This window comes from Longicatena caecimuris, from assembly GCF_004341945.1.
In the GTDB taxonomy this organism is placed as follows: Bacteria; Bacillota_I; Bacilli_A; order Erysipelotrichales; family Erysipelotrichaceae; genus Longicatena; species Longicatena caecimuris.
On the sequence record NZ_SMBP01000009.1, the window covers coordinates 41,871 to 68,120 of the forward strand.

Genomic DNA, 26,250 nt, shown 5'->3' on the forward strand with positions numbered 1-26,250 from the left:
AATGTTACAGTTTTTTTATGTAGAATGAGTAAATGATCAGAACCTAATCATGAGGCATAGGTAAGAATAAGAAAAAAAACGTCTTGCGACGTTGTTTATTTCAATGGCGGAGTAGGAGAGATTTGAACTCTCGCGCCAGTTTCCCGACCTATACCCTTAGCAGGGGCACCTCTTCAGCCTCTTGAGTACTACTCCAGTTCTGATTTGCATACATTTCGTTTGCCATAAAAGTATATCATAGTCATTTTTAAAAGTCTAGTCCTAAAATCAAAAAAATAGGCGCTCCTCCTACCTGTTTTCGGCCTTACAAAAAAACAGCCAAACCTGTAAATTTTGAACATTTTCATCACTATTTTACAGATTTCTCATGTTTGTGTCGTATACAAAGGTAGGAGGTGTTCGTATGTATAAAACCATTAAGCTGCGCATTCGTGCAGATCGAGAACGGAAACAAGTATTGCTTGCTTATGAAGATATTTATCACAGTGCTTTACGTAAATATGTATATCAGATGATTTTAGAAGGGAAACCTATACGCTATGATGTCAAACGTATCCATAAAGCGATTCCTAAAGAAAGTAAATGGCAGCTTTATCAGACAGCACGCAATCGCTATGCGTATTTCCTTAAGCATCATGATTGGGAATTTCATAAGTCCAGTATATGGAATCAGCACAACTTTACCGTTTCGCAAGATACGCTTATCTTATCTTTTGGTAAAGGTTTTATTGTGAAACAGCTCGTAGTAGGGTTAGCATGTGAAAAGGTGGAATGGGAGAAGGTTAAAGAAGGGATGATTTGTCGTATGGATATTGTTCATGATGAACAGTATTGGTTTGCCAATCTACTGCTACAATTACCGTGAATGGTTTCACTTTATCGTCACTTCTTTGATTACCGTCGTAAGAATTATCTTTCATTAGCTATGGGAATACATAATAGAAAGACGTAGCAGCGATTCCTTATGAACGCTTAACGCTTTTACGTTCATTCTGTTTCGGATGTACGCTTGTTTTTTAATGGCAAGCTCCTTCTTTATGTATATGAAAGGGAATGTCTGCCATTATTTGACACGCATGCATTTACATGATAAATTAAATAAGTACCTTTTCATAAGGAGGCAGGCTATGAAAGAAGAAAAAAAGCTTACATCAACATCAGATGTGGATAAGATGAAGGAAAGTGATGAACTGATTCCGGAAGAGAATCTGGAACAGATGATGGAAGAGTTGAAAGAAGAATTAAAGGAAGATCCAGAACCACAACAAGATGGTTCTCTGGAGGATCTTTCATCAGATACCATGGAAACCGTTATGAAGGAAATAGAAACAAAGCCTGAAACGTTAGTAAAATATCGCATTTTCTTTGTTTCTGATATGGATGAAGAAGCGCGTTATTTGCATGAGATGTCTATGAGTGGGTATCACTTTAAAGAAAAAAAGGGCATTCGCTATACCTTCGAACTGGGTGAAGTAAAAAACTACTATTACCATTTAGGCTATTATGAGCATGGTCTGCGTGATGGAGATCGTTATGTGGAGAACTTTAAAGAGGCCGGATGGGAAAGCATTTATCATGAAAAGAGTGAATTTGATGGAATGTTGCATTATTTCCGCACCCTAGAGGAACCCGGTGCGCCTGAACCGGAAATCTATAGTGATCGTAAATCACGTAATGCTTTGTATAAACGACTGTTATCCAGCTGGCGCAATTTGATTACGATGATTGTTATTCTTATGGTTTTCATGTTAGGTATTTTGTTTTTCTTACTAACACATCCAACGATATATCAGGGTATTTTTATGACTATTTTCACAATTGTCGCTATTCTATTGATTGGAACCTTTATCCTTTATTTAACGATTTATATGAAAGTAAAGAAGAAGTTATTAGAGTTTAAATATCAATCATAATATCTTCTGGGTATAGCAAAGATATCAATAAAAATGAAACGTTATCCGACGTTTCTTTTTTTAAGGAAGAGTGCTATACTTTTGTACAAGAGGTACTTATGAAAACAATTTTATGCTTTCTTTTTAGCTTAGGTATATTTTTGCAGGTGGCAATGCTGGTGAATGCCGGGGTGCTGTTTTTATTGTATTTTATACTTCGGCTTTTTCACGTAAGTAAAACACAGATTCTTTCATGGTATAACCGATATCCGAAAACAGCCTTATTTATCACTTCGCTTGTGGCAGAGAGTAGTACACTTATCATATTATTGCCGATTTGCAGAGAATGGTTTGGTTTTATAGGGTATAAGCTTGAGGATGAAACGTTATTGCTATTTGCGTTATTAGAAATCCTGCCATCTTTCTATAAATTTCATAAGGTGAAAGCATTTATCGATTGAGCTTATCTTACCTTCATAGCAGGCAGTTATAATGCAAAAGATGAATCATATGGTATCACTTTTGGGTATATGTTTATGAAAGAGCAAAAAAAAACATCGTATGATGTTTTTTAGCTGCCAATTAAGAAGTCAAGAATATTCCATCCGGCATCTGTTTCGCTCTTGTATAATTCTGTAAAACCGCAACGCGTGCAGGATACGGTTACGAATTTTTTATTCTGAACATCAAATAATTTCGCAAAATTGCCGCCGGTTGCCTGAAACTGGTCGCTTTCATAAGATGTATTCCCACATTTAGGGCAGACAAATTGTTTCTTTTCCATTATAAGAACCTCCTTGAATATAAATATTATAGCATTTATCAATAAGATGGCAAAGATGAAATCATTAAGAAAAAGTAAGGAGTTTTGATTATCAAAAGAATGGCATATAAAAGGAACGATATCTTTTTGATAATCGTTCCTTAGTTTTTTTATAACAATTTGGCAAAGAAATTGGTGATCTTATCGAAGAAGTTATCTTTACTTTCTTCTTTTGTGGCTTTCTTTTCTGTTTCTACTTTCTTCTCATGTTTTAGTTCTTCTGTCTTATAAATGAATTTTACTTTTGCTGTACTCTTTGTAGGGGCACCTGCAAAGGTATGCTCATTTTCAGCTTCTTTGACGATTTCATTTTTAATAGATAGCAGCTGATTCAGATCACTCATAGATACATTGACTTCATGTTTCATTTTATCAATGCCATCCATTTTAAAGGTTTGCATACCTTTGTTTAATTCACCTGTTTTTTCGGCTAATGTGGTTGTAGCAGCGTGCAGCTGTTTTGCCCCTTTGCTAAGAGCTGTTGAACCATTTTGCAGCTTAGTAACGCCGGCATTGGCTGTTGTTAAGCCATTTACTAAGGTTTTTGATCCATTATATAATTGCGAAGCACCGCTGCTGGCAGATACCATGTTCGTATTTAAAGTCTTAATTCCAGTTTTTAATTCACCTAAATTGGCAGTTGCTGTTTTTAATTGACTGGTGCCGGCAGCTAGGGTAGCTGCACCTTCTGCAGCATCTTTCATACTATCCTGCAGCGTACCTAAATCAGTCAGCGTTGTTTTTACTAAAGTAACTGCGCCGTTTAATTGAGTGGCGGCGGCATTTAATTCCGGCGCTTTTTCAGATAGCTTTGCACTTCCTAACGCAGCCGCTGCACTCAGATTACTGACATTGTGACCAGCACCATCAGCATCGCCATATAGAGTATTTTGAACACCGGAAGCATAACCTTCGGCATAAGTTGTATCTGTACAAATAGCTTTGAGTGCGTTGATTTGTTCCTGTGTCATATTTGACTTGGTTGGATCAGCGTTTTGAGCATAGAGGGTACAAGCCGTTGTCTTGGCAGCTGTTGTTTTAGCGGTTGCTTGTGCACTGGCTGCTTTCAGAGTGTCGTCATTCACAATGGTATTAATGCCTTGTATTGCCGTGTTAAGTTTCAAAGCACTATTCGCTAGTTCCGTCAATTGTGTAGGATAGGCGGCTAAATCATCTACTAATGTCTGCATCTTTTTTAAATCTACTGCCTGAATCTTGGTGTTGCCTTCACGCAAACCGGTGGATAATGTCTGCATGCCATCATTCAACTCAGATATACTGGTGACTAAGGTTGGCAGATCTTTTGTGGCAGTGGTCAGTTTTTTTGTGCCATCTTTGGCAAGAGAAAGGCCATTGCTTAAATTTTTCAAGTTGGCAGATAATTCTTTAGAACCTTTGGTTAATTTTGTAGTACCACTCTTTAAGTCATTTACACCAGTGCTTAAAGCCGGAATACTATTTACCATTTCTTTAACCTTGCTGTTTAAGGTGGCTGTGCCTTCAGCAAGCTGACTGGTTCCATTTGCTAACTTAACACTTGCCTCACTCAACTGATCAATGCCATCCAGTAATTCATCAAGTGAATTAATATCTTTCAATTTATCAAGAGGAACTTCCGGTGTTAAGGCAATCATGATAGGCCCCATCTCAAAGTCCTTTGTTTCACACTTGATGACGTATTCATCTTGGATTTTTAAGCCTTTGGTATCGTTAATACCACTACTTTTTAAGGTGTCTTCCAATCCTGGCAAAGCAACGATACCAACCATTTGATTATTGCCTTCATTCAAAATTTTTCCATTTTCACAAGTGACGTTGGAAAAGTGATCTGTGGACAGATCAATGACGCCGGCACCGATATATAAAGGATGAATATTGGTTGTTTTGCCATTGATATTCACCTGACGTGTCTGTGTGTTTTTCATGGTTATATGAATTTCCAATGGACCGCTTTTTCCAATGAGATCCTTACCATCTATTGCTTGACCATTTAGTTTATAGGTGACATTTACCTTTACTGGCAATTGTTTCGTTGTTTTTCCTTCATAATACACATCATTGCCATCAACATTCCATGTATAGGTATTTCCTTTCACAGAGGGCTGATCATCACTTTTTACATTCTTGACATCTTTAAGATCAAGTGATTCTTTAATGTTTTTAATACCATGATCATTATGCAGCCAGCTGCTTACGATTTCTTCATCAACACTTCCATCTGGATGCAACATCGCATAGACCGTTTCATCCTTTGTTGTTTGTGTATCATCGCCATCTTTGGCATACAGTGTTGTCATACAAGTATTTGCCATCATCAGACTCAATGCGGCACAAGTAACTGTTTTTACATTTTTTTTCATGTTCCTCAACCTCTTTCTTTCCTTATTTATTTCAAATTGGCTTTTGGCCAACCTTTTGTTGTTTTTTCAATCGCTTTATGGAAGATAATCAACAAGGCAGGCAATACCAGAAGAATTACCAGCATAGAGATAACAGCGCCTCGTGAAATCAGCGTACACAAGCTCTTGATCAGATCCATCTTCGCGATGAAGGATACACCGATACAGGCTGCGAAGAAGGATAAACCGGATGTGATAATACTTGGGGCCGATTTGGCTGCGGCTTCACGCGCTGCTTCAATGACCGGTTTGCCATTACTTAATTCTTCTTTATAACGCGTTGTCATCAAAATTGCATAATCAACCGTAGCACCTAATTGAATCGTTCCGATAACGATGCTGGCAATGAATGGCAACACACTACCGGTAAAGTATGGAATACCCATATTGATACAGATAGCAAATTCAATCGACGCAACGAGGATTACTGGCAATGCTAAAGATTTAAAGGTAATTACAATAATTAAGAAAATAGCTAATACGGATAAGATATTAACCATCTTAAAGTCAATATCCGTTGTTGTGATCAAGTCTCGCGTTAAGCTTCCTTCACCAGCAATCACGGCATGTTTATCATATTTGTGCATGATGTTGTCAATCTTATCTAACTGTTTGTTTTCTTCATCCGTAGCCGCACGATACGTTGAGTTGACCAAGATCATTTTTTTACCGCCATTATTTAAAATGGTTTTAACGGCTTCCGGCTCTAATTGTGTCGGAATTCTTCCACCAATCAGACTCTCATAGGAAACGACACTGTAAACACCGTTTAGTTTTTCCACTTCATCACAGATTTCTTTAATTTGATAGTTTTCTAAATTTTCATCCACCAGTAAGAAATGGGTGGTTGTCATATGGAACTGATCCTTTAATTTATTTGTCCCAATGATGCTGGCAAAATCCTGTGGCATGTTGGCACTCAAATCATAATAGACTTTGGTATGATTTTGTGCATACCCCATCGGAATGAACAAGACTAAGAAAATTACCAGAATGCCTTTATAATGCTTTGTTAAGAAGGCAGGCAGTTTCTTAGGTTCCTTCAAGATAATTGGATGTTTCCATTTTTCAATATACTTATCAAAACGCATCAACAGAGATGGCAGGATAATAATCGTGGATAAGACACCAAAGATAACACCTTTTGCCATGACAATACCAATATCTTTTCCTAAGGTCAGTTGCATGGCACATAATGCTAAGAAACCGGCAATGGTTGTAACTGAAGATGAGGTGATAGAAGTAAAGGTTGCCTGAATCGCATTTGACATTGCTTCATCACGATTACTTGTTTTATTCTTTTCTTCCTGATAACGATGCAACAGGAAGATAGAGTAGTCCATGGTAACACCTAACTGTAAGACAAGCGCTAAGGCTTTTGTGATATAAGAAACTTCGCCGAGGAATACATTAGTACCAAAGTTATAAGCAACCGGGAAAGCAATTCCCAAGACGAAGATAAAGGGGGCAATAGATGACTCCAATCCCATAAATAAGACAATGACACACAAGATGATGGCCGTGACTCCATATAATGGTGTTTCTTTTTCACTTAAATCCTTAATATCTTCGGATACGGCAGAGAAACCACCCAAATAGCACTGTTTTTCACTATAACCTTTGATCTTATGAATGGCATCCATCGTTCTTTGCGATGCGCCATCTTCCTCAAAGGTGATAACCATCAGAGTTCCTTTATCCGAATATAACATGTCTTTGACATCTTTTGGCAAGACCTCCTTCGGGATACTGATATCTAAGATATCGCCTCGCCATAAGACATCCTTTACACCATCAATGCTTTGAATCTCTTTCTTTAATTCCGCAACGTTTTTATCCGGCATATTTTCTACTACCAGCATGCCGGTGCTGGCAAGGTTGAAATCATCTGATAATGATTTTTGTCCTTTCATGGATTCTACATCCTTTGGCAGATAACTCAATAAGTCATAATTGACTTTGGTACGTGCATAACCGATCGCACTTGGAATCAGCAGCAGTACCGCAATTAACAGAATCAGATTTCTTTTTCTAACAATGAAATCAGATAATTTCTTCATACCTCCACGCTCCTATCTTTCTTTTAAGATCGTTTGATCATTTTGCGAATCGTCGTATATAGCATCGGTTTTAAATTGTCGATGCTATCCGGCTGTTTTAATACAATAGAGGAATAACATACGGTTGAAACAAGCTCTAGAATCATAAAAATCAGTTGATAGGCTTCCTGTTCTTGATAACCTAAACTGATTAAATAGCTGAGAAAATCCTCCAGATGATTCACGACCTCATATTCATCATCGCCAAGCTTACCGCCGATGACGCTCCAAGATAGATTTTTCTGGATCATCTTAATGCTGCTGGGATTGGCTTTGAAAAATTCAATGACATAATCTACAAGAAAGATCAATTCTTCGATCTTATCATCAATCTGTTCCTCTTTGGCTTTCATTAATGCTTCATCAATGATGGAAGAGCTTTTCTTCACGATTAGATGATTGATAAGTTGTACCTTATCATGAAAGTAAAGATAGAAAGTGCCCTTTGCTACATGAGCATCCTGGACAATTTGGTCGATGGATATGCGGTTAAAATCCTCTTTCGCAAATAGGCGCAAGGCAGCTTCTTCAATCCTGCGGCGTTTCTCATTCTTATTCATCAGAACCTTGTTTCGCATATAGTTACACCTCTTTTCCTGAATGACTTTAAGTCATTTTTTTATGACCGTGAAAAGGATATGGCAAAAATGACGAACAGTCAATATTTTATATGCAGTAGAAAAAGAAGTTCTTTAGACAGTTCTTTTTATTTGTCTAAATACTATACGTGAAAGGGGTTTCTGGTTATAAAAGGTGAAAACGATACTAGCGTAAATAAGAAATATATTAGTTCTTAAAAAATGAAATACGTTATGGCGATGAAAGGAGAATAGATGGTTGTGCGTGAATATATACAATAAGTTATTATGATGGTTGTTAAAGAAAGCATATTGGTAGATGAAGGTATTTGCTGATATAGATTTGAAAATTGTATCGACATTGGTGATTTCGGTTAGCTTTTCGGTAATAAAAGTTATTTGAAAATTACGCAGCACGTGATTTGTTTGTTATGATGGTACATAAAGAATAAGACATTATACGGTAAGCTTTATTCTTGAAGGAGGGAATATCATGGAGGATATCATCGTCACAAAAGATTTAACAAAGGAATACAGAGGATATAAAGCAAATCATGCGATATCGATGTGTGTAAAAAAAGGGAGTATTTATGGGTTGATTGGGCGAAACGGCGCCGGTAAGACAACATTCATGCGAATGCTGTTGGGGTTAAGTAAACCAACCAAGGGAGAAATTCAGCTATTTGGTAAGAAGGGTAAAGAAATGAACCAGGAACGAAGCCGTATCGGTTCCATCATAGAAACACCTGCTTTTATAACCAGACTTTCTGCATATGATAATTTAATGTTGCGTGCTGATTTGTTAGGGTTAAAGGATAAAAAGAAAGCCATCCATGAGGCGTTAAAAAAGGTTGGCTTATATGAAAAACGCGGACAGAAAGTGAAAGGTTTTTCGCTAGGAATGCGGCAGAGTTTAGGTATTGCTTGCGCTATCTTAGGAGAACCGGAATTATTAATTTTAGATGAGCCCATCAATGGCTTAGATCCGATTGCAATTGCGAATGTGCGTAAGATTTTATTGGATCTGAATAAAAAAGGTACGACCATTATTATTTCCAGTCATATCTTGGGGGAAATGGAAAAGGTCGCCACATGTTATGGGTTTATCGTGGAAGGTAAGTTAGTAAAAGAAATCAGTGAAGAAGAAGTCAAAAACAACAAAGTAGATTTAGAAAAATTCTTCATTAAAATTGCCGGAGGTGAGTTAGATGCATAAGGTAGTAAAGGCGGAGTTATTTAAGCTAAAACGTAATAAAGCATATTGGTTTATCTTATTGTTATCCTTTGGTATTTATCTGGCTTTAGGTCTTATGACGGATGAGAAAATCAGCTTTCAAGATGCGATTGCTTCCTCAGCAAGCATTGTGCCATTATTTAGTGCGCTTGTTGCCATCAGTGTAGCCCAGGCCGATTATAACGATGGAACAATGAAAAATGTCGTTAGTGCAGGAATCAGTCGAACTAGCATTTATATAGGGAAATTATTGGCTGCCTATATTGGCTGTATGGGAATCTTTTTGATTGAAGCCATCATGTCGGTAGGCTTCAGTGTGTATGGCGGAGCAACGGTAACAATGGATGCTTTCTTTATCATTAAAGCTGTGTTGTTACAGGCCGTAGTCGTATTGAACTATACAGTTATCTTCTTTTTATTGGGAAGTATTATACATAGCGCCGCGTTAGCTGTATCTTTATCCTTTGCATATTATTTGTTTGGAGCTTTTGCCTTTGGTTATGTTGGAAGCTTTTTACATATCAGTGGACTTGCCGATTATGAATTAGGCAGCGTTGCTACGGCAATCGAACAAGTAAATGTTAATACAGTGACAATGTTGCATTTAGGAATCGTAACGATTATTATACTTTTCTTCGCATATATCGGAGCTTTCTGTTTCAATCGACAAGAAATCAAGTGACTGTTTTTCACCAAGATACTTTAAAAAGGAAAATCCCTTTTGTGATGTTTGACTTCACAGAAGGGATTTTGTTTTATAAGAGGAAACCTTACGATAGTGATCCTGTCGAGCATACTTAGCACATATCATGAAACTAGCACATATCATGGAATTGGTGGGTGTTTATGAATGGATGAAAAAGAGTATTTGTATTTACAGCTTTACAGCATATGCATCTTATAGCTGTTGATGGCGAAATATCACCACGGCACTAGATAAAGAAATGCCAATCAAAAGTAGGGCAAGAAGAATAGGCACTAGATAATCGGCTGGAAGACTTTGTCCTTGTAGTAAAGAGATAGAATTTGTTATAAGAATAGCAGGCTGTATTTCCTGTAACGGAGGAAATAAAGACATGCCCATACAAATAAGGAAGAACCCTCCTGTACATAATAAAGAGCCGATACTTGTTTTCGTAAGTACACCACCTAATAATAACAATGCCAACAGCAAGCAACCAAACAACCATATACAAAAGATGCCTAACAATAAGTGTGGCACATTTGTCAAAGGCCAAAACATGAAGTTGTACAGATATGTGACAAGAAAGCTAATGCCATAACAACATGTCCATACTAGTAAAGCACTGCTGTACTTCGCTAATAGAATGGTGGTTCTGGATAAACCTTTTGTTAATAGATGAATCAATGTTCCTTTTTGCAATTCATTAGAAATCATGGTGCTAAAAACAATTAATAGGATGATGATACCAATTTGCGAAATGTTTTTATAAAACTGCGCCCATGAATCCATCACCTCAGGTTGTGGTAATTGTATTTGGATGCCATCTGGTAAAAGACTTGCCGCAACTTCAGGAAGATACCGTGCGCTGATAGGGTTCAGAAATCCTAAAGCCAGAAACACCATCATAAGTACAAAGAGCTTGTAGCTGCGCAGATAGTCGTAAAATTCTTTCTTTAAAAAAGCTAGATAGGCATTCATTTTACCACCTCCATATATAGGGATTCCAAGGTCGGTTCAACGATTTCCATACGGCGCAAGGAAAGTTTTTGTTGCAATAATTCCTGATGAAGCTTGCTTTGCAGCTGTGACATATTATCATGTGTGATCTGCAATTCTGTATCCGTACAAATTTTGGTGCTAAACTGTGTTTTGGAAAGAAAATGCTGCATGGATTCAGGATTCATGAATTCCAATTGCATCCTATTACTGGCCTTTTCCTTGATGGATTGCATACTGCCATGTCGTTGGATAATGCCATCATGAAGAATAGCGTAGGAATCACAGACACGCTCTACATCGCTTAAGATATGAGTGGAAAAAATAATGGTTGTATGATCCTTAATTTGTGTCAGTATGGATAGGATATCCTTACGTCCGATGGGATCTAAGGCAGACGTCGGTTCATCCGCAATAAGCAAATCCGGTTCATTCAACAGAGCTTGTGCAATGCCAAGACGTTGTTTCATACCGCGAGAAAATGTTGCGATACGCTTCTTGCGACTTTGCCATAAACCAGTCAATGTTAAGAGCTCTTCACTTTTTCTTTTACAATCTGCGGAAGACATATGTGTGATTGATGCACAGAGCTGTAAATACTCATAAGGGGTTAAATAATCATAAAAGGCAGGAACATCACTCAGATAACCGATATGGCGATTGGCTTTTGTATTACCGAAGCTTACCGTTTCTTGGCAAACCTGAATCTCACCGGCATCCTTTGGCAGCAAACCTAATATAAGTTTCATAGTAGTTGTTTTACCGGCCCCATTTTGACCGATAAAACCTAAAATACTATGTGCAGGGACGCAGAAGTCCACCCCTTTTAAGACGTCATGAGAGCCGAAGGTTTTTCTTACTTGATGAAGTTCCAATACATTCATCATTCTTCACCTCTTCCGAATACGAAATAGATAATTGGCCCGAAAAATTGTAGTAATAAGACAACGAAAATCCAGATATATCGATTACCAAAACGATAATGAGGGTGACGTAGAACATGAAATAATGCACTAAAGGCTAAGGTCAATTCAATGATGATTAAAGGTAAAAGCAGTGGTAAATGATCAATTAAGGTCTGCATGTGGTTTCCTCCTTTTTCTGCAGTAAAATGCGGATACAATGTTGAAAACGGGGATCTTTTTTCATAGGCTGAAATTCCGGTAACTCGTTGATAATCTGCAATAGCGATTCAATGACAATCGTGCGATTGCGTGGTGGCTGCGTATCTAAGGTAATCTCTTTCAGCCAACTGTTTAATTCGGTGAAATAATCGTCTTGATTCTGTAATTTATCCATATTCGTTGTAGCAAGGATATCAGCCGAATGTGTCAATTCCTTAAAAGCTTCTTCGTAAAGGTGATGATGAGCATATACCTGTGCGATGGCAAGAAGGGATTGAAAGGCTGTATATGGATGGATATGCGATATCTGATACAGTTCCAAAAGACTTTTTACTTTCGCAATGGTTTTTTCGCATGCTATTAAATCATCTATTCTCAGCATCATAAAAGAGATGGAATCTTGAATTAGAAACAACAAATGCTGGTAGGCAGATGTCTGCAAAATACGATACGCTTGTTCCATATTTCCCAATTTCTGATGACAAGCGGCAGTAAGTTCACTGTCTTGCGCAATCGGACGTGGGATTTCTCCTAACAGCTGTAAGGCATCCATGGGTTTATCGCTGGCAATGTATGCCATAATTTCCAAGGTGAGGGTTTCTTTTGTCAAGGTTGGATCCTTACATTCTTTTTCTACATAGTGACAAAGTTTTAATGCCTCATCTAAGATCTTTGCAGGGTCTTTAAATAATGTGGCATGATTCAAATACAAAACAATCATCTTATATAAGAAAGGGAAACATGCGTGGTACGTATGCAACAATTCTTCACAATGCTTCAAAGCCTCATCACTGTCGTGGGCGATTTCATCAGATAATTGATGATAGAGTTCAACAATAGCTTCTTGTGTTAACTGTGGCTCATATCCCATGAGTTCATCCACAGTGACATTGAATAGAGTGGCAAGCTGAGGAAGAAAAATGATATCCGGATAGGATGTGTTGGTTTCCCATTTTGAAACAGAAGATTTACTGACGCCGATCCAGTTGGCTAATTGATCTTGTGTGATGTTGGCTTTTCTGCGTAAGGCAGCGATATTTTCTCCAAGTTTTAGTGGTTTCATAAATTCTAACCTTCTTTCTTGGTTTCATTATAAGTGGAAGATAGGTATAAAACAATGGATTGTGTCGCAACAATAAGAAGAAAAGTTGCTTAATAGGAAACTTGGCAAAATCATTGATCGTTGTGATGCAGGTGGAATACGTAAGATTATAGTACAGATAATAGTGCTATTTTTAAAATATATCTTGCATGATTAGTTGTTTTATGGTAATATATGAATCACCGATGGAGGTTTAGCTCAGTTGGGAGAGCGTCTGCCTTACAAGCAGAGGGTCGGGGGTTCAAGTCCCTCAACCTCCACCATAAATAAACAACCCACGGCACTGCTTGAATGGCAGCGCTTTTTTAATATCGAAACCTCCATCAGCTAAAAGGAAACTAAAGATCGAATGAGAAAAATAATATGAGTTTGTACATAGCTCAGAATAAACAACCTATGGTACTGCTTGATTAGGAGCGCTATTTTATTATCGAAACCTCCAACAGCAAATAGGGAACTAAAGATCGAATGAGAAAAATAATATGAGTTTGTACATAAGCTCAGGATAAACAACCTATGGTACTGCTTGAATGGAGCGCTTTTTTAATATTGAAACCTCCATCAGCAAATAGGGAACTAAAGATCGAATGAGAAAAATAACATGAGTTTGTACAAGCTCAGGATAAACAACCTATGGTACTGCTTGATTAGGAGCGCTATTTTATTATCAAAACCTCCAACAGCAAATAGGGAACTGAAAGATCGAATGAGAAAAATAACATGAGTTTGTACATAAGCTTCGGATAAACAACCTATGGCAGTGCTTTTTTAAAATCAGCTAAATGGGAACAAATTATGATATCATAATACTAAAAGAAAGAGGTGTGTTACATGACAAAGATACTTTATGATGCAAACTATGATAAAGAACTTGTCGCAAAACGCAATCAATGTCATGATCTGTGTCACCAATATAATCAGCTACTGCCTACAGCTGTGAAAGAACGTAAGAAAGTCTTACAAGCTATCATAGGGGAAATGGAAGATGACCTAATTATTGAACAACCATTTTATTGTGATTATGGGACCAATATCCGCTTAGGGAAACAAGTGTATCTGAATATGCATACCATCATGCTGGATGCTGCTGAAATACATGTAGAAGATCATGTGTTTGTGGGACCAAACTGTGCTTTTTATACAGCTGGTCATCCTTTCTCTATAGAAGATCGTCGAGCAGGTTTAGAGTATGCATTACCTATACATGTTGAAGAAGATGTTTGGATTGGTGGCAATACGGTAGTAATGGCAGGAGTCACGATAGGAAAAGGTAGTGTGATTGGGGCAGGCAGCGTAGTCACAAAAGATATTCCACCATATGTATTAGCCGCTGGAAATCCATGTCGCATCATTCGTTCTATAAAAGAAGAAGCACGAATGAAAAGCGATTGCCAATAACTTGTGACAATCGCTTTTTTTACGCTTAACTGAAAGCTACTATACGCTACAGCCTTCTGATTTGCTTATGAAATATTAGAGAAATACTCTCTTTATCCCACTTATTGTTTGTCTAATTGTTCTTGAAGATACGCAGCGGTTGCTTCATCCGCAAATTTCAGCAGATGAAGATAATTGTTCTTGGTGATGTATTCAGTTATTCCCACATTCTCATAAGTCTTTTTCAATAATAAGGAATACAAAGGCTGGTCATCGGCTTCATGCAGATGAGCGCTGATTTCCATAAAGTAGAAATCCTGATATTCCAAGGAGATGAAATCAAAGATTTCTTCTAGATTGTTACATGCAAACAGCTGTTCCTTTAGTTCTGGAGTCTTATATGTTTCCCAATCCTCTTTGTTGGTAAATGTTATATTTTGAAAAGGGAAGACATAGGTTGTATGATCATCTTTTTTCGTTTTTATATCCCCATAGCTTAGGGTATATCTCCATAAGAATTCTTTGTGGTTTTGCAGATCTAACATAGTCATTCCTTCTTTCTTTCTCATACACTTCCTTTATTATAAAGAAATTCATGATACTATACAAGTGAGTTCTTTATGAGGGATAGAAAATGAAATGATGTATATTGGATAGATAAGAATATTTTATCTTATGAAAATATTTCCTTATTTGTCCTTTTTCTTGATGTATGCTAAGATATCGAGGTATGACACTATGGAGGTAAAGTAAGTGAAAGATGCGTTAAGAGAGGAATTGCGTGAAGAGATACGATTGTTTCATGAACAGACACAGCAATTTATAAATAAGCAAATCAGCGTGAAGGATTTTAAAGGATTCAGCGGTGGTTTTGGCAGTTATGCACAGCGTGGTGCACAGACGTTTATGTTACGTCTGCGTATGAACCAAGGGGTAGTAACGAAGGATAAATTAAAGTTTTTATGTGATACCAGTGAACAGCACGGTGTTACCAAACTGCATTTTACAACTTGTCAGACGATTCAGATGCATGATTTAAGTGGAACTGAGATTCCCTATATCATGTCAGATGCTTTGGATCATGATATTGTATGTCGTGGCGGCGGTGGTGATTTTCCACGTAATGTTATGTGTTCACCACTTAGTGGTGTAGATCCGGATGAGTATTTTGATGTACGCCCTTATGCGGAATGTGTTGGGGATTATTTATTAAGCATTGTTAATAAGTTTACCTTACCAAGAAAGCTAAAGGTAGCTTTCAGTAGTTCGGATAAGAATGAAACCCATGCCAATTTCCGTGATTTAGGATTTTGTGCAAATGCCGACCATACTTTTGATGTGTATTGTGCCGGAGGCTTGGGAAATAACCCTCGCATGGGTGTGAAGGTTGGTCATCATGTACAGCCGGATACGATTCTGTTTTATGTATCTGCCATGGTGTTGATGTTTATGGAACATGGCGATTATGTAAACCGTGCGAAAGCAAGAACACGATATTTACAGGATACACTTGGGGTAGATGGATTGCTTCAGGATTATCAGGATAAGGTAGAAAAAGCGTTGCGCGGCGAGAATTTGATGGTACATATTGAAGAACCTGTGCTAAAGAAAACAGGGGATAAAACACTGTCTGATCGTCGTGTGATTGCCCAGAAACAACAGGGGTTATATGCCGTGTATTATCATCCACTTGGCGGCTGTCTGGCACCTCAGAAATTACGTCAGATCTATGAAACTATCAAGGACATGGAAGATGTAGAATTGCGTATCACCCCACAACAAGGAGTTTATATCATCAATTGTACAGCTGATGAGGCGAAAGCGGTGCTGGCTATTACAGAGGATGGAGCACGCAATCGTTTTGAGGAAAGTGTTTCTTGCATTGGCGCATCCATATGTCAGGTAGGCTTGCGTGATTCTCAAGGTACTTTACGTGAAGCTATCATGTACTTTAGAGAAAAGGACTATCCTGCAGATGTCTTACCGCGTATCTTTATCTCCGGTTGTACCAGTTCTTGTGGAACCAATCAAATCGGAGCTATTGGTTTTCAGGGTACAGTCAAGGTGATTGATAAAAAGCCATATCCGGCTTTTCAAGTAAGCTTGTATGGGAATGATCATGCCAAAGATACCCGGTTTGGGGATATAGTAGGTGCTGTATTGGCAGATGATCTTTGTTTGTTTTTACAGGCGATTGCCGATCATGTCAGTGCGCATGGTGAATCTTATGAGACATGGATTGCCCATAACGCTGATGAAATGGAAGCCATTTTAAAGAAGTATATCAAATAGATTAGGACAAAGAATATATATAAAATAGGGTAAAAGCGTTTTTTGAATTAAGAAATGGTATCAAGTATTTCAACTCCATGCATATAAAAAGATGATGTAGATTCTACTCCCTAAACGGGGAAGACAGGAAACACCATCTTTTTTATTCTAGCAATCGTTTAGATTTCTTAACGAAGCAAAGGCAGACTTCCACTTAAACGGTTAATGCTTTTCTTAGGACCTAACAAAGCAATACCATAATATTCGATGGTTTCTTGTGTAGCCTTTTTCATCTTTTGAATATAGTCGTCATAGTCTAAACAACTTTGGGCAATGTTGGTAAAGTCAACGAAATAAACATCTTCCATCGTTTGGACCTTTTGGTAGATCGAAGCTAAAGTTTCCTGGTTGGCTTTAAGAATGGGCAGTGGGTACTGCACAATGCCGGGATGTTTTCCCTCAGTGCTATCATAAACATCCTCACGCGCTAATGTCGGCGCATGTTTACCTAAGGATACGCCAAGAATAGCCGCTGTATTGGCCATGATGCCAAGGGGTAAATCTTCCCATAAGATACATACACTTTTAATTTCCATAATGTTTTTTTGTATACGATCTATCTTGTAAAGCTATCGTATACTTACTCCTTCCTTTTATTACTTTTATATAATGTATTTCATAAGATCAGCAGATGTCTTTTGGGACACTTGTTTTTGCTTGTTTATGAAGAGATAATGCGGCATTTTCTTTCTTTTGCAAATCTTGTGATAAAAATAAGCCGCATATAGTAAAGATGATTCCTATCAGTTTTTTCATACTGATGGATTCTTGTAAGATAAGAAAAGATGTCAATGCGGTAATGACAGGCACTAAGTAAATATAGACACTTGTCTGTATAGAACCTAAAATAGATACTGCCTTGTTCCAGGTGACAAAGCATAATGCCGAGGCACCAAAGCCTAAAAATAGTAAATTGCCGATTACAGGCCAACCACCATGCCAGATTTGTGAAACGTGAAAGGTATCTTGCGTTAGAATGATTGGTATCATGAAGAGTAAACCATAAAAGAAGGTTCTGCGTGTTATGCCAATGGTTGTCATATGAAAAGTAGAAAGTTTGCGACAGAGCAGAGAATAGATGGACCAAACAAGAGCTGCTAGCAAAGCCAATACATCGCCATAAGGATGAAAGGATACACCGGCATTATCCGGTATGCTGATAAGTAAGATACCAAGCATTGCCAAAGCAAACCCTATATAAAAGAAGCGCCCTTTGGAGGATTCCTTCATGATCTTTGAACTTAAGAAAGCAGTAAAAAAAGGAGCAATCGAGATAATGACGCCGACATTGGTCGTTTGTGTATACAGCAAAGCGATATTTTCTAACAGATAATATAAGGTAATTCCGCAAAGTCCGGCACCTGCAAACCAGCGTTCCAGTTTTTTATCTTCTAGTGTACAACGATGCGGATACATGATCCATAGCGTGAGATAGCCAATCACAAAGCGGGTAAATAAAATCTGTAAAGGGGTCATGTCGGTTAATAAAATTTTAGTTGAGATAAAGGTAGTGCCCCATATGAAAATGGTGAGAAAGGCACATAGATGTCCTTGTTTTCGATTATTCGTCATGCATAGCTCCTTTCAGGAAGATACGCTGGTATTGTTTTGGTGTCAGTCCGATAAACATTTTAAAAAAATTGGTAAAATGACTCTGATCACTAAAACCGGCTGCCATTGCGGCATCTTTCAAAGAGAGTCCTTTTTCTAACATCTTTTTTGCCTGATGAATACGAACAGTTTGTAAATAGCGATAACAGGATACTCCGGTTTGTCGAGTAAAGGCATTTAATAAATAAGATTTACTGAAATGCGATAGTTCGCTTAGCGTTTGCAGTGTAATGTTTTCTGCATAATGTTCTTCCATATATGCGCATAATTTTTGTATTGGTTCCTCTAGCGGTGCATCTTCTTTTTCTATTTCCATATAGTTTTCCATGAGTGGCTGCATCAGAAAGTATAATGCTTCTTCTTTCTCTAGAGTACAAGCCTGTTCCATGATTGCCTGATAAAGTGAGGATAACTGCTGGGTATATTCACAGTTTTTAATAAGCGGTGTCGTGAAATGAGGAAGCTGCTTTGTTTGAAAGAGCTCTTCCATGATCGTTTGCATGACCTCGGGCTGAATATTAACAGCTCGATAATCCAAAATGGAATCATCAAGTGGAGCGCAATGATGATTATCTAATGGATTGAATAAGATCATATCGCCTTTTTCACATACATATTCTTTATGACGGCACCACATCTGACGCTTGCCGCCTTCAATAAAGCCAATGACATAATACGGATGAAAATGGTTTGGAAACTTTTGCACAATGCCATGCAGCTGATAAGCTTCAATTTGCAAATCATTATCAAACCATACTTCACGGTGTTCCTTTTCCATAGAATACTTCCTTTCCAATGTCCTTATTTTATCATGAAGCGATAAGTATTTCTTGTAGGATATCACATAAATGTCATTTTGGCATAAAGAAAAGAGCCATTCCATAAAATGACTCTTTTCTATGTTAAACATTACTTTTGAAACTGTGGTAAATAAGCTTTATGTGCTTCTAACAATTCATCGATGACCACATTGGCCAGTTCATCACTTGGACATAGAGGGTTCATATTTAATGCGGTCACTGCCAAATCACGGTTCCCTGTGACAGCAGCTTCAACGACCATGCGTTCAAACGACTTCATCATTTGTACATAACCATTAATGGTACATTTTAATTCACCGGTTGCGATAGGTTTAGGACCATCCGCGGTTATCCGACAGGCTACTTCAACAGCACTGTCATGAGGCAGATTGCTTATCGCTCCGTTGTTTCTTACATCTACGTACTGAATATCACCGGTATCATTATAAATAGACTGAATTAAGTTGCATGCGGCATCAGAATATCTAGCACCGCCACGTTGTTCCAGCTGTTTCGGTTTGACATCTAGTTCTTGATGGCTGTACAGGGCAAAGAGTTCTTTTTCAACCTGTGATACAACTTCGCCACGCACCGTACCTTCTTTCCATTGTTCCAGCTCTTCGTCCAGCTGTTCCTTTGTAAAGAAATAGTAATTATGATAGGGACATGGTATGGCATGTAAACCGCGTATAAAGGAAGGAGAATATGGCAAAGAGATAAAGTTTTTCATTGCAAGCGTATCTTCAGCAGTCACATTTGCATACTTTTCCACGATAGTATCCATGACAGAACTGCCATCGACAAAAACATCAGTCGCAAAGATAAAATGATTTACACCTTGTAACTCTAAGGTTACACGGTTTTCTTCAACACCGAGAATCTTGGCAATGCCAGCAACCATATTCACAGGAACATTGCATAAGCCAATCACCTTTTTAAAATCAGTATAGCGCAGTATGGCTTCAGTGACCATACCGGCAGGATTGGTAAAGTTGATCATCCATGCATTTGGGCATAGTTTCTGCATATCTTTGACAATGTCAAGAATGACGGGAATCGTACGGAAAGCTTTAAACATACCGCCGGCACCATTGGTTTCTTGACCAATCATACCATGCGATAATGGGATTCGCTCATCCTCCACGCGTGCAGGAAGACGACCGATACGCATCTGTGTTGTTACAAAGTCAGCATCCTTTAAGGCTTCTTGACGATCATAGCTGAGAATGACCTTCATAGGAAGATTGGCTTTTTTAACCATTCGCTGCGCAAGAGCACCGACGGTTTCCAGCTTTTCTCTGCCTTCTTCAATATCAACTAACCAAAGTTCGCGAACCGGTAGGGTATCATAACGTTTAATGAATCCCTCCACTAATTCTGGTGTATAACTGCTGCCGCCTCCGATTGTTACAATTTTAACTGTATCTTTCTTCATAAATGCCTCCTCATCGTTGTAAAGTGGACTATACCATTTGAATGAATTGACCGTATAAACCCAAGTGGTCTATACCATAATAACATACCTGTGTAAGCGTGTCCATACGAATGTGAGGTTTTTCTTAACTTTCTTTCTTATTATGTTATTAATTCAAATAAAATCCTTTCTTTATTGTATTTTATGCGCATATAGTCACAAATATGATAGCTCAAAACTTTTTTTAAAAAAAGAAAGAAAACGGTTGCATAAATTTTTAAACGTGTTATCATAAGTGTGTAAAGTGGTATATACCAAGTGGAAAGGAGGAATTCACATGATTAAAATTCTGCTTGTTTGTTCTGCCGGAATGTCAACCAGCTTGATGGTAAACAAAATGAAAGATGCTGCCGCACAAAGAGGTATCGAAGCTGAAATTTGGGCAGTAGGTGATGCAGAAGCAGCAAATAATATTGGCAACGCTGATATTATGATGTTGGGACCTCAGGTTAGATTCCTGGAGTCAAAAATGAAGGGTATTGCCGGAGAGAAACCGGTAACTGTTATCGACATGCAGGCGTATGCGATGATGAACGGTGCGAAAGTATTAGATCAAGCACTGAAACTGCTGGGGAAATAACACAATTACCAGCTTAAATTTAACTCAAACTCAAAACGCAAAAACTCAATTAGTGAAAGGAAAGAAAAATTATGAATGCTTTTATGGATTGGATGGAAAAGCACTTTATGCCAATTGCTGCTAAAATCGGCAGTCAAAGACATTTAGTTGCTGTCCGTGATGGATTCATTTCCATCATGCCGGTTACCATGGTAGGTAGTTTGGCAGTATTGCTAAACGTATTCCTGCGCGATTTACCAAATACATGGTGGGGTGAAGGCAATGAATTTGTTGCTAATGTGCAGCAAATCATCAATGTAAACGGAAACGTTTACTTTGGCTCTATAGTTATTTTAGGTTTGTGTTTCACATTCTCATTAGGATATCATCTGGCAAAATCTTATGATGTCAACCCAATCGCCGGTGGCGTTGTTGCATTTGCTGCCGTTGTTACTTGTATGGGACAAAGTGCTATCTTTGATTATGAATTACCAGGTGTTGCAACTTCTGCACTGGATGCTTTAAAGGGTGCCGGTTTAGATGTTGCCTTAAATGATGCCGGAAAAGCCGTTGTTTTACATGGTGCCAGCGGTTGGGGCTATTTAGGTTCCAGTTATACAGGTGCTAGTGGATTGTTTACTTGTCTGATTGTTGGTATCTTATCTAGCATGATCTATATTAAATTAATGATTAAGAAAATTACGATCAAGCTTCCTGATTCTGTACCTCCAGCAGTAAGTAACGCATTTGCTGCTATCATTCCTGGTGTCATTGCTATTTACGTATTTGGTATCGTAACACAAATTTGTGTTGCTTGCACTGGCTCTTATCCAAACGACTTGATCGTTGAATATATTCAGAAACCTTTGCTTGGCTTATCGCAGGGATTCTTCAGTGTTATCCTGATTGTCTTCTTGGTACAGCTGTTCTGGTTCTTTGGTTTGCATGGTTCCAATGTTATGGCACCAGTTATCGAGGGTGTGTATACACCTGCGTTGCTGGAAAACTTGGATTTCTTCAATAAACATCATACAACTGTCGGTATGCCTTACGATTGGACACGTGGCTCCTTTGATGCTTATGCACAAATGGGTGGTTCCGGGGTAACCTTAGGTTTACTGATTGCCATCCTGATTTTCTCTAAACGAGATGATTCTAAGGCCGTTGCAAAATTAGCAGCTCCTATGGGTATCTTCAATATCAATGAACCTGTTATCTTCGGTATGCCAATTGTATTGAATCCGATTTATATCATTCCTTGGCTGATCGTTCCACCTATATGTGCAGCTATCGCTTTAGGCTTTACAATGGCTGGCATTATTCCTCCTGTATTTGTTCAGGTACCTTGGGTTATGCCTGTTGGTATCTACGCATTTATGGGAACTGGCGGTAACATTCTTGCTGCATTGGTTTCAATCTTATGTTTGGGCGTTTCCTTTGTATTATGGACACCATTCGTTATGTTGGCAAACCGTATGCAAGCAAAAGAAAACGAAGGTCAGTTTGACACAGAATAAGCAGTACACTTGCAGGGAGGGGAAAATCCCTTCTCTGCTTTTTTAAAAAAGGAGAATATAACCATGGAAGGTATTGAACTAATTTGTTTCCAGATCATTTCTGCAGTAGGTATGGCAAGAGGAAGCTACATTGAAGCAATTGATCTGGCAGAACAGGGTAAATTCGACGAAGCTGAAGCAAAAATTAAAGAAGGCGATGAATTCTTCACCGGTGGACACAGTGCACATGCACAGCTGATTCAAAAAGAAGCAAACGGTGAAAACACAGAAGTTGTATTACTGCTGGTTCATGCAGAGGATCAATTGATGTCTGCTGAATCATTTAAGATTCTGGCAGAAAAATTTATCGCATTAAATAAAAAAATTGAAAACAAATAAGGAAACTTATCAACATAAATGATGAAGAAAGAGGTAATACGTATGGAAAAGTGGGCATCTTGGCAGGTCTTTATGATCGGTATCGGATTATTATTTATTATGTTTTCACAACAAATGGCAAATCCATTTCCAATGATCATTGGAGGATTGTCGATTGTTTTGTTAGGTGTCATCATTCTGAAAAAGTCTGCCCAAAAGGAAAGGAGGAAGAATGGGAAATGGTAGAATTTCCAAAATCATTCTTCTTCGGAAGCGCAACCAGCGCTACACAATGCGAAGGTGCTCATACTGCGTATGATAAAGGAGCAGATATCTGGGATCTTTGGTATGAACAAGAACCATTTAAATTTCATGATGAAATTGGTCCAGGCACAACTTCCACTTTTTATGAACACTATCAAAGTGATATCCAGCTTTTAAAAGCAACCGGACACAATTCTTTTCGGACATCTATCAGCTGGTCGCGCTTGTTCCCAAAAGGATATGGTGAAATCAATGAAGATGCTGTTCGCTTTTATAAAGATGTATTTCAAGAATTAAAGGCGAATGGCATTGAGCCTTTTGTGAATTTATATCACTTTGATATGCCAGCAGCTTTGCAGGAAATCGGCGGTTGGGAAAATCGACAGGTAGTTGCATATTATCAAGCATATGCAAAAACTTGTTTTACCTTATTCCATGAAGAGGTAAAACATTGGTTTACCTTTAATGAACCTATTGTCCATGTGGAATGTGGTTATTTAAGTTGTTATCACTATCCATGTAAGGTAGATCCCAAAGCGGCAGTTCAAGTAGCATACCACACAGCACTTGCCAGTGCCCTAGCCATTCGGGAATATCACAAGATTGATAAGGAAGGCAAGATCGGTATCGTGTTAAATTTGACTCCGGCATATCCTCGAAGTGATCATCCGGCAGATGTAAAAGCGGCTACAATCGCCGAATTGTTTGCGAATAAGAGTTTTCTGGATCCTTCTGTTAAGGGTGAATATGATCCCATGTTAGTTGAAATTATTCGGAAACATGACTTAATGCCAACATATACACAAGAAGATTTGCAAGTGATTAAAGAAAATCGTGTTGACTTCTTAGGGGTTAATTATTATCAGCCGGTGCGGGTTTGTGCAAAAGCCAATATGCCTAATCCGGATGCTCCTTTTACACCAGAATATTACTTTGATCGTTATGAAATGCCGGGAAGAAAGATGAATCCTTATCGTGGATGGGAAATTTATCCAAAGGGGATCTATGATATTGCGATGAATATTCGTGATAACTATGGCAACATTGAATGGATGATTACGGAAAATGGTATGGGTGTGGAAAATGAAGAACGCTTCCGTAAAGATGGAAGAATTGAAGATGACTATCGTATAGCATTCTTTAAAGACCATTTAACATGGTTGGCAAAAGGCATAAAAGAAGGCAGTCATTGTATCGGTTACCATGTCTGGACCTTTATTGATTGTTGGAGCTGGCTGAATGCCTATAAGAATCGTTATGGTTTGGTAGAACTAAACCTTGCAACACAAGAAAGAATCATTAAAAAAAGTGGTCGCTGGTTTAAAGAACTGGCAGAACACCATGGCTTTGAATAGATTTATAATACAAGAGAGATTTATGTATAATACCTTTATAAATAAGCGTTTTTAAGGAGTGAGCAAGATGATACAGGTACAGGAATTGTTATATATTGATGCAGCTGATTTCTTCAAGCACATCGCTGAATCTGTTGCGTACGATATTTCTGAAGCAACTGGGAAAAAGGTACGTGTCAAACAGCTTCATAAAGGGTTTTCTTATAAGAAAACGATGAAGAATAAAGTAGGACGCAAAGGGGAAGTGGATATCAATATCACAGAATGGGATCCACCGCATATTTACAAAGCCGAGTTTTCCTCTTATGGAGGGGTGAACACGTTAAGCTATGAGATTGAAGATTTAGCAGACGGTCGTATCGGCGTAACCTATAGCGAAGATTTTAAAGGAAGAAACAGAAGCAGTGACTGGAACTTCAAGCTTATGAACTTGTTTTATAAAGGTAGAGCAAAAAAACGTGCAACACGACTGTTAAGAGCCGTTGAAAAATATGCACAAGAAGAAAAAGCAAAAGAAAATAAAATAGAAGATAACCAAGAAGCATAGGCTGTCAACTCAAAGGAGGCTAATCATGGCTAGATTAGGAATCTGTCTGTATCCGGAGCATTCCACTTTGGAAAAGGACAAAGAGTATATCACACTGGCGGCAAAATATGGTTTCAAAAGGATCTTTACATGTTTATTAAGTGTGGAAAAAAGCAGGGAAGAAATCGTCAAAGAATTTCGCGAACTGATGGACCATGCACACACTTATGGCATGGAAGTTATCTTGGATGTCGCGCCTTTCGTCTTTGAACGTTTAGGCGTATCCTATGATGATCTTTCTTTCTTTAAAGAAATGCATGCAGATGGCATTCGTCTGGATGAGGGATTCGATTCTTTGAAGGAAGCACAAATGACCTATAATCCAGAACATTTGAAAATTGAAATCAATGCCAGTTTAGGTACAAAATATTTAGATAACATCATGAGTCATTATCCCAATTTGGATACGATCATCACCTGTCATAACTTTTATCCACAGCGTTACAGTGGATTGAGTTATGCACACTTTGCAAAATGCAGTAGCGATATTAAGGCGCAAAATATTAAGGTGGCTGCTTTTATTTCTTCACAACAGCCCAATACCTTTGGACCTTGGCCGGTCAATGAAGGCTTATGTACCTTAGAAATGCATCGTGATTTACCGGTTGATGTTGCCGCAAGACATTTATTTGCGACACGTTTGGTAGATGATGTTATCATTGCCAACTGCTTCGCCAGTGAAGAAGAATTGGCTATATTATCCAAGATTGATCCGGGTAAATTAACCTTTAAGATTGATTTTGAGGCGGATTTACATCCTACAGAAGAGAAAATCTTATATGAACATCCACACTTTGTCAGAGGTGATATGAGTGAATACATGGCACGAAGTACCATGCCTCGGGTAACCTTTGCGAAAGAAAGTGTGCCACCAAAGAATACAAGAGATTTGAAACGTGGCGATGTTGTCATTATCAATGATAAGTATGCACGTTACAAAGGGGAATTGCACATTGTCTTGAAAGATATGCCAAATGATGGAAGGAAAAATGTTATTGGACATATTCCAGCCAACGAAACCATGTTATTGGATTATATTAAACCATGGCTGACTTTTGGCTTTATGAAATAAGATAAACGCTTCATC

At 38.2% G+C, this 26,250-nt stretch carries 27 protein-coding genes and 2 tRNA genes; 15 read left to right on the forward strand and 14 right to left on the reverse strand.

Translation table 11 applies throughout. The features are described from left to right. Positions 1-104: 104 nt before the first annotated feature. Positions 105-195, reverse strand: a tRNA-Ser gene (locus EDD61_RS06825). A gap of 208 nt (positions 196-403) precedes the next feature. Between EDD61_RS06825 and EDD61_RS06830 the strand changes: the two genes are divergently transcribed. The 3 genes from EDD61_RS06830 (at position 404) to EDD61_RS06840 (ending at position 2,353) form a co-directional block, all read left to right on the forward strand. Further along, entirely contained in the window at positions 404-865 is a 462-nt protein-coding gene (locus EDD61_RS06830) for a hypothetical protein (RefSeq protein ID WP_132224743.1), read from the forward strand. Positions 866-1,127: 262 nt separating this feature from the next. Continuing rightward, the gene (locus EDD61_RS06835; protein WP_008686852.1) at positions 1,128-1,913 is read left to right on the forward strand and encodes a DUF2812 domain-containing protein; all 786 of its coding nucleotides are present in this window, start codon (positions 1,128-1,130) and stop codon (positions 1,911-1,913) included. A 98-nt stretch (positions 1,914-2,011) separates the two neighbouring features. Then, positions 2,012-2,353: a hypothetical protein gene (locus EDD61_RS06840; protein ID WP_008686853.1), complete on the forward strand. Its 342-nt coding sequence runs from the start codon at positions 2,012-2,014 to the stop codon at positions 2,351-2,353. Positions 2,354-2,463: 110 nt separating this feature from the next. On the opposite strand, the gene EDD61_RS06845 is transcribed toward EDD61_RS06840, so the two are convergent. The 4 genes from EDD61_RS06845 to EDD61_RS06860 form a co-directional block, all read right to left on the reverse strand. Then, positions 2,464-2,676, reverse strand: coding sequence for a zinc ribbon domain-containing protein (locus EDD61_RS06845; protein ID WP_008979261.1), 213 nt, complete (start codon positions 2,674-2,676; stop codon positions 2,464-2,466). A 149-nt stretch (positions 2,677-2,825) separates the two neighbouring features. Beyond that, the gene (locus tag EDD61_RS06850; RefSeq protein WP_132224745.1) at positions 2,826-5,075 is read right to left on the reverse strand and encodes a YhgE/Pip domain-containing protein; all 2,250 of its coding nucleotides are present in this window, start codon (positions 5,073-5,075) and stop codon (positions 2,826-2,828) included. Positions 5,076-5,101: 26 nt separating this feature from the next. Beyond that, the gene (locus EDD61_RS06855) at positions 5,102-7,174 is read right to left on the reverse strand and encodes an efflux RND transporter permease subunit (protein WP_132224747.1); all 2,073 of its coding nucleotides are present in this window, start codon (positions 7,172-7,174) and stop codon (positions 5,102-5,104) included. Between the two features lie 23 nt (positions 7,175-7,197). Next, positions 7,198-7,791: a TetR/AcrR family transcriptional regulator gene (locus tag EDD61_RS06860; RefSeq protein WP_008686859.1), complete on the reverse strand. Its 594-nt coding sequence runs from the start codon at positions 7,789-7,791 to the stop codon at positions 7,198-7,200. Positions 7,792-8,284: 493 nt separating this feature from the next. Between EDD61_RS06860 and EDD61_RS06865 the strand changes: the two genes are divergently transcribed. Both EDD61_RS06865 and EDD61_RS06870 read left to right on the forward strand, forming a co-directional pair. Next, positions 8,285-9,007 carry an ABC transporter ATP-binding protein gene (locus EDD61_RS06865; RefSeq protein WP_008979258.1) on the forward strand — a complete coding sequence of 241 codons (723 nt, stop codon included), beginning with the start codon at positions 8,285-8,287 and terminating at the stop codon, positions 9,005-9,007. Next, entirely contained in the window at positions 9,000-9,707 is a 708-nt protein-coding gene (locus tag EDD61_RS06870) for an ABC transporter permease (RefSeq protein ID WP_132224748.1), read from the forward strand. The genes EDD61_RS06865 and EDD61_RS06870 overlap by 8 nt, the downstream gene beginning before the upstream one ends. 216 nt (positions 9,708-9,923) lie before the next feature. On the opposite strand, the gene EDD61_RS06875 is transcribed toward EDD61_RS06870, so the two are convergent. From EDD61_RS06875 to EDD61_RS06890, 4 genes are read right to left on the reverse strand one after another with little or no spacing between them, the layout of a single operon-like run. Beyond that, positions 9,924-10,688, reverse strand: a complete 765-nt coding sequence (locus EDD61_RS06875; protein ID WP_132224749.1) for an ABC transporter permease — start codon at positions 10,686-10,688, stop codon at positions 9,924-9,926. Then, positions 10,685-11,593: an ABC transporter ATP-binding protein gene (locus EDD61_RS06880; RefSeq protein WP_132224750.1), complete on the reverse strand. Its 909-nt coding sequence runs from the start codon at positions 11,591-11,593 to the stop codon at positions 10,685-10,687. The genes EDD61_RS06875 and EDD61_RS06880 overlap by 4 nt, the downstream gene beginning before the upstream one ends. Next, positions 11,590-11,790, reverse strand: coding sequence for a PLD nuclease N-terminal domain-containing protein (locus tag EDD61_RS06885; protein ID WP_008979254.1), 201 nt, complete (start codon positions 11,788-11,790; stop codon positions 11,590-11,592). The genes EDD61_RS06880 and EDD61_RS06885 overlap by 4 nt, the downstream gene beginning before the upstream one ends. After that, the gene (locus EDD61_RS06890) at positions 11,778-12,893 is read right to left on the reverse strand and encodes a helix-turn-helix domain-containing protein (RefSeq protein ID WP_132224751.1); all 1,116 of its coding nucleotides are present in this window, start codon (positions 12,891-12,893) and stop codon (positions 11,778-11,780) included. Before EDD61_RS06890 ends, EDD61_RS06885 begins: the two co-directional genes overlap by 13 nt. 226 nt (positions 12,894-13,119) lie before the next feature. Between EDD61_RS06890 and EDD61_RS06895 the strand changes: the two genes are divergently transcribed. Next, a tRNA-Val gene (locus EDD61_RS06895) sits at positions 13,120-13,195 on the forward strand. 568 nt (positions 13,196-13,763) lie between these two features. Beyond that, the gene (locus EDD61_RS06900) at positions 13,764-14,330 is read left to right on the forward strand and encodes a sugar O-acetyltransferase (RefSeq protein WP_132224752.1); all 567 of its coding nucleotides are present in this window, start codon (positions 13,764-13,766) and stop codon (positions 14,328-14,330) included. A gap of 101 nt (positions 14,331-14,431) precedes the next feature. Here the strand turns inward: EDD61_RS06900 and EDD61_RS06905 are convergent, their stop codons facing one another. Further along, a complete protein-coding gene (locus EDD61_RS06905) occupies positions 14,432-14,854 on the reverse strand; it encodes a hypothetical protein (protein WP_008686876.1) in 423 nt (140 codons plus the stop codon). 208 nt (positions 14,855-15,062) lie between these two features. Here EDD61_RS06905 and EDD61_RS06910 point away from each other — a divergent pair, with 208 nt between their 5' ends. Continuing rightward, the gene (locus tag EDD61_RS06910; protein WP_132224756.1) at positions 15,063-16,601 is read left to right on the forward strand and encodes a nitrite/sulfite reductase; all 1,539 of its coding nucleotides are present in this window, start codon (positions 15,063-15,065) and stop codon (positions 16,599-16,601) included. A 167-nt stretch (positions 16,602-16,768) separates the two neighbouring features. Here EDD61_RS06910 and EDD61_RS06915 read toward each other — a convergent pair whose 3' ends face one another. The 4 genes from EDD61_RS06915 to EDD61_RS06930 form a co-directional block, all read right to left on the reverse strand. Then, on the reverse strand, positions 16,769-17,176 hold the full coding sequence (locus tag EDD61_RS06915) for a DUF2000 domain-containing protein (RefSeq protein ID WP_008686880.1): 408 nt from the start codon (positions 17,174-17,176) through the stop codon (positions 16,769-16,771). 88 nt (positions 17,177-17,264) lie between these two features. Further along, a complete protein-coding gene (locus EDD61_RS06920) occupies positions 17,265-18,212 on the reverse strand; it encodes a DMT family transporter (protein WP_132224758.1) in 948 nt (315 codons plus the stop codon). Continuing rightward, the gene (locus EDD61_RS06925) at positions 18,202-19,029 is read right to left on the reverse strand and encodes an AraC family transcriptional regulator (RefSeq protein WP_008686884.1); all 828 of its coding nucleotides are present in this window, start codon (positions 19,027-19,029) and stop codon (positions 18,202-18,204) included. Before EDD61_RS06925 ends, EDD61_RS06920 begins: the two co-directional genes overlap by 11 nt. A gap of 131 nt (positions 19,030-19,160) precedes the next feature. Beyond that, entirely contained in the window at positions 19,161-20,486 is a 1,326-nt protein-coding gene (locus tag EDD61_RS06930; RefSeq protein WP_008686885.1) for a 6-phospho-beta-glucosidase, read from the reverse strand. Positions 20,487-20,802: 316 nt separating this feature from the next. Here EDD61_RS06930 and EDD61_RS06935 point away from each other — a divergent pair, with 316 nt between their 5' ends. The 7 genes from EDD61_RS06935 (at position 20,803) to EDD61_RS06965 (ending at position 26,235) form a co-directional block, all read left to right on the forward strand. After that, on the forward strand, positions 20,803-21,105 hold the full coding sequence (locus EDD61_RS06935; protein ID WP_008686887.1) for a PTS sugar transporter subunit IIB: 303 nt from the start codon (positions 20,803-20,805) through the stop codon (positions 21,103-21,105). Positions 21,106-21,176: 71 nt separating this feature from the next. Then, entirely contained in the window at positions 21,177-22,601 is a 1,425-nt protein-coding gene (locus EDD61_RS06940; protein WP_008686890.1) for a PTS sugar transporter subunit IIC, read from the forward strand. A 63-nt stretch (positions 22,602-22,664) separates the two neighbouring features. Continuing rightward, complete coding sequence (locus tag EDD61_RS06945) at positions 22,665-22,979, forward strand: PTS sugar transporter subunit IIA (protein ID WP_008686891.1); 315 nt, start codon at positions 22,665-22,667, stop codon at positions 22,977-22,979. A 42-nt stretch (positions 22,980-23,021) separates the two neighbouring features. After that, positions 23,022-23,204, forward strand: coding sequence for a hypothetical protein (locus EDD61_RS06950; RefSeq protein ID WP_008686893.1), 183 nt, complete (start codon positions 23,022-23,024; stop codon positions 23,202-23,204). Continuing rightward, positions 23,198-24,577, forward strand: coding sequence for a glycoside hydrolase family 1 protein (locus EDD61_RS06955; protein WP_132224760.1), 1,380 nt, complete (start codon positions 23,198-23,200; stop codon positions 24,575-24,577). The genes EDD61_RS06950 and EDD61_RS06955 overlap by 7 nt, the downstream gene beginning before the upstream one ends. A 67-nt stretch (positions 24,578-24,644) precedes the next feature. Then, complete coding sequence (locus EDD61_RS06960; protein ID WP_008686897.1) at positions 24,645-25,124, forward strand: DUF3284 domain-containing protein; 480 nt, start codon at positions 24,645-24,647, stop codon at positions 25,122-25,124. A gap of 25 nt (positions 25,125-25,149) precedes the next feature. Next, a complete protein-coding gene (locus EDD61_RS06965) occupies positions 25,150-26,235 on the forward strand; it encodes a DUF871 domain-containing protein (RefSeq protein WP_132224762.1) in 1,086 nt (361 codons plus the stop codon). Positions 26,236-26,250: the final 15 nt, after the last annotated feature.